Origin of the sequence: Burkholderia sp. WTPI3 (assembly GCF_021483755.1) — a bacterium.
Taxonomy (GTDB): domain Bacteria; phylum Pseudomonadota; class Gammaproteobacteria; order Burkholderiales; family Burkholderiaceae; genus Burkholderia.
In genome coordinates, this window is record NZ_JAGIXF010000177.1 from 1 (window position 1) to 4,691 (window position 4,691).

5 protein-coding genes and 4 pseudogenes are annotated in these 4,691 nt (G+C 68.0%); 3 read left to right on the forward strand and 6 right to left on the reverse strand.

Annotation, left to right across the window (positions count from 1 at the left end):
- The coding region (locus J7024_RS36260; protein WP_234745990.1) for a GntR family transcriptional regulator at nt 1-372 on the reverse strand (372 nt) is incomplete at its 3' end.
- Between the two features lie 127 nt (nt 373-499).
- Here J7024_RS36260 and J7024_RS36265 point away from each other — a divergent pair.
- On the forward strand, nt 500-1,138 hold the full coding sequence (locus J7024_RS36265) for an FMN-binding negative transcriptional regulator (RefSeq protein WP_124829518.1): 639 nt from the start codon (nt 500-502) through the stop codon (nt 1,136-1,138).
- Nucleotides 1,139-1,340: 202 nt separating this feature from the next.
- On the opposite strand, the pseudogene J7024_RS36270 reads toward J7024_RS36265, so the two are convergent.
- Nucleotides 1,341-1,649, reverse strand: a pseudogene (locus J7024_RS36270) (thioredoxin); the annotation flags it as partial.
- Nucleotides 1,650-1,753: 104 nt separating this feature from the next.
- Between J7024_RS36270 and J7024_RS36275 the strand changes: the two are divergent.
- A pseudogene (locus tag J7024_RS36275) lies at nt 1,754-1,969 on the forward strand (response regulator); the annotation flags it as partial.
- A gap of 8 nt (nt 1,970-1,977) precedes the next feature.
- A pseudogene (locus J7024_RS37610) lies at nt 1,978-2,272 on the forward strand (two-component sensor histidine kinase); the annotation flags it as partial.
- Between the two features lie 48 nt (nt 2,273-2,320).
- Here J7024_RS37610 and J7024_RS36285 read toward each other — a convergent pair.
- The 4 genes and pseudogenes from J7024_RS36285 to J7024_RS36300 form a co-directional block, all read right to left on the reverse strand.
- Entirely contained in the window at nt 2,321-2,929 is a 609-nt protein-coding gene (locus tag J7024_RS36285) for an alpha/beta fold hydrolase (protein ID WP_175858641.1), read from the reverse strand.
- A 53-nt stretch (nt 2,930-2,982) separates the two neighbouring features.
- Nucleotides 2,983-3,717, reverse strand: coding sequence for a metallophosphoesterase family protein (locus tag J7024_RS36290; protein WP_175751747.1), 735 nt, complete (start codon nt 3,715-3,717; stop codon nt 2,983-2,985).
- A 106-nt stretch (nt 3,718-3,823) separates the two neighbouring features.
- A pseudogene (locus J7024_RS36295) lies at nt 3,824-4,360 on the reverse strand (GNAT family N-acetyltransferase).
- Between the two features lie 42 nt (nt 4,361-4,402).
- Nucleotides 4,403-4,691: LysE family transporter (locus J7024_RS36300; protein WP_234745993.1), on the reverse strand; the 289-nt coding region annotated here is incomplete at its 5' end.

Here is a 4,691-nt window from a genome sequence, read left to right on the forward strand (position 1 = left end):
GATCCGCGCGAACGTCGCGGCCGGTTCGGGCAGGCCGGCGTGGGCGGCGCGTTCGGCAAGTTTGCGGGCGGCGGGCGGCTGATCGGCCGGTAGCGGTTCGGCCAGCGCGTTCGCGACCCGCGTGCCGGCGCCGCCGCGCGATTCCAGGAAACCTTCGGCGACGAGCTGCGCATACGCGTCGACGACGGTGCCGCGCGCGACCTGTAACGACGCCGCGAGCAGCCGCGTGGACGGCAGCGTGTCGCCGGGCCGTACGTCGCCGCGGCGCACGGCGTCGCGCAACGCCTGCGCGAGCTGGCGGCTCAGGTCGCCGGCCGCGCGGTCGAGCGCGCCGAGCGACGGGATTTCGACGATCCGGGCGGTTCTTGCCATGATTCTGGTCTTCTGAAATTGTTCTAAACCGGCTCTACAGCATAAACCAGTTAGCGATCACAATCAGGGCATGACGCGTCACCCGCTGGCCCGTTTCTTCCAACCCCTGTCCGACCGTGGAGCCGCCATGTATGTCCCCGCCGATTTCGCCGAGTCCCGTCCCGACGTGCTGCGCGAGCTGATCGTCCAGCATCCGTTCGGCAGCCTGGTCACGCACGGGAAGAGCGGGCTCGACGCGCATCACCTCCCGTTCGAGCTGCTGCCGGGCGACGGCGGTCTCGGCGAGTTGCATGCGCACGTGTCCCGCGAGAACCCGGTCTGGCAGGATGTCGCGAACGGCGACGAGGTGCTGGTGATCTTCCGCGCGGGCGACGCGTACATCTCGCCGACCTGGTATCCGAGCAAGCACGTCGCGCATCGGCAGGTACCGACGTGGAACTACGTGGTCGTGCATGCGCACGGACGCATCACGGTGCGCGACGACGAGAAGTTCGTGCGAGGCGTGGTCGCGCGGCTGACGCGCACGCACGAGGCGTCGCAGCCGGTGCCGTGGAAGATGGGCGATGCGCCGCAGGATTATCTCGACACGATGCTGCAGGCGATCGTCGGGCTGCAGATCGAGATCACGCGGCTGGTCGGCAAGCGCAAGCTCGGGCAGAACAAGTCGGCGGCGGATATTCGCGGGGCGGGCGAGGCGTTGATCGCCGACGGCAACGCGGCGATCGGCGAAGCGATGCTGGCGGAGGCGGACCGCAAGAATGAATAATCTTGCGATCGCGAGGTGAGGGGTTCCTCGCCTGGACCACAACATCGCGAATCGGCCCTCTCGGAAAACCTTGATCGTAGCCGCGTGACGCGATAGTGCATCTCGAAGTCGATTGGGTTCCTTGAAACGGAAAGGTTGAGTCCGCAACTATCTTGAGGGAATTCATACGTCACGGATTATGAATCCGAGGGGCACGTAATTGCTATTTTCCAATCGCTTTTCCCCCGGCCGCTCTTGTCACCTGTTTCGGGCGTTTTCCACCTTCCCCAGCCTGCGCCAGCGCCCCCCGAATCGCAGGCTCCGTCTTGTCGTACGCGCCTTCGCCATAGCGCATATAGACGACCTTCCCGCTCGCATCGATCCGGTACAGCGCAGGCCAGTACTGGTTCCCGTACGCACGCCACGTGTCGTAGCGATTGTCCTGCGCGACCGGATACCGGATGCCGAAGCGCTTGATCGCATCGGCGATGTTCTTCGGATCGCATGTATCCGGCGAACCGCGCATGTGCAACGTTGTGTGTCGCCACGACGGCGCGATACATCGGGATACAAATGCGTGCCGGCGCTGCGGTATAAAAGCGGACATCGCCCGCCGCCACATCACGACACGGACTCATGGGCAAGATCGACCACGTACTGATCGTCGACGACGATCGCGCGATTCGCGAACTGATCGCGGACTACCTGGAGAAGAACGGCATGCGCGTGTCGCTCGCCGCGAACGGTCGCGACCTGCGCAACGTGCTGGACGACGGCGCGCCCGCCCTGATTCACCGTGACCGAGCTCGACCAGGCGACCACCAACCTGATGATGGGCTACATCGAGCGCGAGCTCGGTCGCGCTGCTCGACAGCATCGTGTGCGACTACACGGATGCGGGGCAGGACGTCGCGCTGCACAGCGGCGGCCCGCTCGCGCTGACGACGCGGCCGAAGTCGCTGCGCCGAATCGTCGGCAACCTCGTCGGCAACGCGCTGAAGTTCGCGGGTGCGGCGGAGATCGCCGTGCAGGCGGCGCCGGGCGGCGGCACGGTCATCGCGGTGCGCGCACGCGATGGGGGGCTCGCTCACGCTGAGCAACCGGCCGGACGGCGGCGGACTGGAAGCGCGGTTGACGCTCGTGAACGCGGCATGACGCGTTGTTGCGGGCGTCGAATTCACGCCCGCGGCAACGCACTCACGCTCATCGCTGCAAATGCGCATCGACCAGCGGCGCGAGCGTGTCTGCATGGACGGCCGCGAGATCGTGCCGGCCGCCCGGCACGACGTGTAGCTGCGCGTCGGGCAGCCGGTCGAGCAGGCGCTTGCCGGCCGCGACCGGGCTGATCGGATCGTCGTCGCCCCACAGCAGCAGTGTCGGCTGCGCGATGCGGCCGATGTCGTCCGACAGGTCGGCCCGGAACGTCATGAACCAGTCGGGAAGCTGCGGGTTCGCTTCCGCAAAACCGGTGCGCCAGTCCTGTGCGCCGAGTCCCTGCATGTCGAGGCCGCCGGACGTGACAGTCAGCACGAGGTGCGTGACGTGTGCGGTGCGCTCCAGCGCCGCGCGCATCGCGATCACGCCGCCCATCGATTGCGCGATCACGGCGGTCGGCCGGTCGATCGCGGCCAGCACGTGACGCACGAGACCGTCGAAGTCGTCGATGGCCGGATCGCGCGGCGTGTCGCCGAAGCTCGGATACGCGACGATCCGCCGCTCGGCCGGATGCGCGAGCCGGCTCGCGAGCGGTTGCCAGAAGGCGGTGCTGCCCGATGCACCGGGCAGAAAAAGCAGTTGCGATGGAACGGGCATGGCGGATCGGTTTTCCAGTGAGCGAAGCGGGATGGCGGGCGAGCGGCGATGCGTCAGCACCGGCCGGTGCGCAGCGCGACGGTCCAGTCGTCGCGGCCGCGTGCTGCCGCGGTGGCGGCGGCCGTGTGCCAGTCGTATTCGACCGCATGGAATTCGGCATGCCAGCCGGACGGCGTGCGCGACACCATCGCATAGCGCGCATGCGGCGAGCCGGTTTCGATCCGGTGCAGATGCGGTTGATCGTCGGTGTACGCCTGCAGCCCGACGCTGCCCGGGTTGACGATCAGCCGGCCGTCGTCGAGCTTCGCCATGCGCGGCACATGCGTGTGGCCGCACAGGATCAGCGACGCGGATTCGTCGCCCGCGCGCTGCGCGATTTCATCGGGCGTCGCCGCGCGGCAGCCGTCGGGCGTGACCGTTTCGAGGAAATAGATCAGGTCGCTGGCGGGTGTGCCGTGCACCAGCAGCACGTCGTCGCCGAGCGTCAGGCGTTCGGGCAGCGCGGCGATCCATTTGCGATGATCGTCGCGCAGCGTGTCGTGCGCCCAGCGGTCGGACAGCCGCATCGATTCGCGCTCGCCGGTCAGCAGTTGTCGTTCGTGATTGCCCTTGATGGTCGGCAGGTCGAGTGCGATCAGGCGATCGGCGGTTTCGGCCGGGTGGAGCGCGCCCGACACGATGTCGCCGAGATTGACGATCAGGTCGGCGCCGCGGCGGCGCACGTCGGCGAGCACCGCGTCGAGCGCGGCGAGGTTGCCGTGGATGTCGGACAGTGCGGCGATTCTCATGGCGGGAAAGTCGATGGGGGGAGCGGCGATTGTCGCCAATTCGGCGCGGATCGTCCAATCGCGTCGACGGCGCGCGCACGCATGTCGCGCATCACGCGCCAGTCGGTCAATCGGTCGCGAGGCGCGCGTACATCGCGAAGTCGCCCGGCACGCCGCGCACCATCCGGTATGCGCGCAGCACCCCTTCGCACCGGTAGCCGCACTTCTGCAGCACGCGCGCGGAGCGGGCGTTGCGGGTCAGCACGACGCCCTGGATGCGCATGAAGCCGCCTTCCGCGAGTGCCCACGCAGTGACGCTCGCGCACAGCGCGCTCGCGATGCCGCGCCCTCAGTGCGACGGCGCGACGTCGTACGCGATCTCGGCCGTGCGGTTCGCGGTGGACACTGTATGCAGCCCGATCGTCCCCGCGAGCGCGCCCGATGCATCGTCGACAATCGTGAGACGGCGGATCGAATCCGGATGAGCGGATTCGATGCCGTCGAACAGCGGCAGCAGATCGTCGCGCGCATGCAGGTTCCAGCTCGTGTGGCGCACGACGTCGGGGTTCGACAGGTACGCATACCACGCGTCGAGGTCGGTGCGGTCGAGCTGGCGAAGCGACAGGCCGGCGAAACCGGCGCGGGGTGGCGCTTCGATTCTCATCGCGTACCCGCGGTGAACGAGGCGGCGTGCATGGCGGCGCGCCTACGCAGCATGACGCCGATACAGCGCGAGCGAGCCGGCCAGCGCGAGCAGCATCGCGCCGCACGTGCGTTCGAGCCACAGCGCGCCCGAGCGCTTCAGCAGACGCACCGCGCGTGCGCCGAGCAGCGCGTAGCCGAACATCACCGCGCCGTCGAGCAGTGCGAACGTGAGCGCGAGCGCGACGTATTGCGGCTCGAGCGCTGCCGACGGAGCGAGGAACTGCGCCAGGAACGCGGCGAAGAACAGATACCCCTTCCGACTCGTCCCCGCGGTGAGCAACCCCTTACCG

Excerpts from the sequence above, each read along its gene's own strand:
- J7024_RS36290 (WP_175751747.1), bottom strand. The coding sequence starts at position 3,717 with ATGAGAATCGCCGCACTGTCCGACATCCACGGCAACCTCGCCGCGCTC.
- J7024_RS36265 (WP_124829518.1), top strand. The coding sequence starts at position 500 with ATGTATGTCCCCGCCGATTTCGCCGAGTCCCGTCCCGACGTGCTGCGC.
- J7024_RS36285 (WP_175858641.1), bottom strand. The coding sequence starts at position 2,929 with ATGCCCGTTCCATCGCAACTGCTTTTTCTGCCCGGTGCATCGGGCAGC.